Below are 1,792 nucleotides of genomic sequence, written 5' to 3'. Positions count from 1 at the left end.
GAGCCAGCAGATGGCGCCTCCGCCACCACCCCCGCCACCGCCGCAGCAGGGCGGCGGTCCGTTCGGGATCTTCAGGTAGCCAGCGCGCATTTGACGGACGACATCCTCTCCGCAAACTCAACTGTCGTCCCGGCGAACGCCGGGATCCATAATCGCAGGCGGAAGTCGCTGTGCGAGCTGTAGCTCCAACTTTCGCAAACAGCGTTCGGCGTTTATAAGTCCCGGCTCGAGGTCGGGACGACACTGAATTTGATGATGTACCGGTATCGCCTCACCCGTGTTCGGCGATGATCGCCAGCGCCTCGGCACCGGGGATCGGCTGATCGGCGGCCAGCTTGCCGAAATCGGCGGGTGCGCCCATCAGGGCCTTGTCGAGCAGCGCGGTGTAGCGGCGGCGCGGGATCTCCTGCGCGCCGAAGGTCTTCAGATGCTCGGTGACATATTGGGTGTCGAGCAACTCGAAGCCGCCAGCGATGAGACGCGCCACCAGATGCACCAGCGCCACCTTCGAGGCGTCCCGCGCGATGTGAAACATGCTCTCGCCGAAGAAGGCACGGCCGAGACTGACGCCATAGAGCCCGCCGACCAGCTCGCCATCCTGCCAGCATTCGACGCTATGGCAGTGGCCGATCGCAAACAGGCCGGTATAGAGCTCGCGGATGCGCCGGTTGATCCAGGTTTCCTCGCGTCCCGGCTGCGGCGCGGCACAGCCGGCCATGACAGCCTTGAACGCCTGATTGACGGTGACGGTGAAGACATCGGAGCGCACGGTACGCGCCAGCCGTGACGCGACGCAAAAGCCTTCGAGCGGGATGACGCCGCGCAGCTCCGGCTCGACCCAGAACAGCGTCGGGTCGTCGGCGCTCTCGGCCATCGGAAAGATGCCGCAGGCGTAGGCGCGCAACAGCACTTCGGGCGTGATCTCGGAGGCGGCGGACTCGCGCGAATTCATCGGCGGATGATAGCAGGCTGCGGCCGGGCGCGCGACGGGCGATCACCCCATCGTCAGCGGGACATCGGGCCGCACCAATGGTTCCGAGCCCACGTTCGCTTTGCTCCGGAGAGCAAACGCCGCGTCTGAAAGAACTAGCTCGCGGCGGCCGTCACGGGGGTCGGCACGGCCTTGGTGCGGCGGAATCGGATCACGATCTTGGTCCCGGCATGGCTCGGATCCGGCGCCACGCTGGCGTCGAGCTTGGTCGCCATGGCGCTGACGATGCGCTGGCCCATGCCGGTCGAGCGCGGATCGCTGGTGGCATGCAGGCCGACACCGTCGTCGGCGATCGAGAGCACGATGTCGTCATTGTCGGTTTTCAGCTCGACATGGATCGGACCGGCGCAATCCGGATAGGCGTATTTGACCGCGTTCATGACCAGCTCGTTGACGACGATGCCGATCGCGACCGCGCGGTCCGGATCGATCTCGATGGCTTCCGCCCGCAGCGTCAGCCGTGACATCCGGTTGCCCTCGGCCGAGCGGCGCAAATCGTCGAGCAGCGCGTCGAGATACTGGTTCAGCAGCACGCTCTTCAGATCATGCGAGGTGTAGAGGCGGCGGTGCACCTGCGCCACCGCGGCGACCCGGCCCATCGCATTGGTCAGCGCGGCCTTGACGTCTTCCTCCGTCGCGGTGTTGGCCTGCAAATGCAGCAGCGAGGCGATGATCTGCAGCGAGTTGCCGACGCGATGGTTGACCTCGCGCAGCAGCACCTCGCGCTCGGCGGCCAGCGCCTCGAAGCGGTCGCGCGAGGCGCGGACCTCCGCCTCGGCCTCGTCGCGCGCCTTCTGCAGC

2 protein-coding genes are annotated in these 1,792 nt (G+C 66.5%); both read right to left on the bottom strand.

Annotated elements, in window-relative coordinates:
- Window positions 1-271: 271 nt before the first annotated feature.
- Window positions 272-952 (bottom strand): leucyl/phenylalanyl-tRNA--protein transferase, encoded by a 681-nt coding sequence (gene aat, locus WA702_RS17400; protein WP_425111778.1) that lies wholly within the window; start codon window positions 950-952, stop codon window positions 272-274.
- 134 nt (window positions 953-1,086) lie between these two features.
- Window positions 1,087-1,792: sensor histidine kinase (locus tag WA702_RS17395; RefSeq protein WP_425111777.1), on the bottom strand; the 706-nt coding region annotated here is incomplete at its 5' end.

The organism is Bradyrhizobium sp. (assembly GCF_049798375.1).
Taxonomy (GTDB): domain Bacteria; phylum Pseudomonadota; class Alphaproteobacteria; order Rhizobiales; family Xanthobacteraceae; genus Bradyrhizobium.
This window is presented reverse-complemented; position numbering and strand designations above follow the sequence as displayed.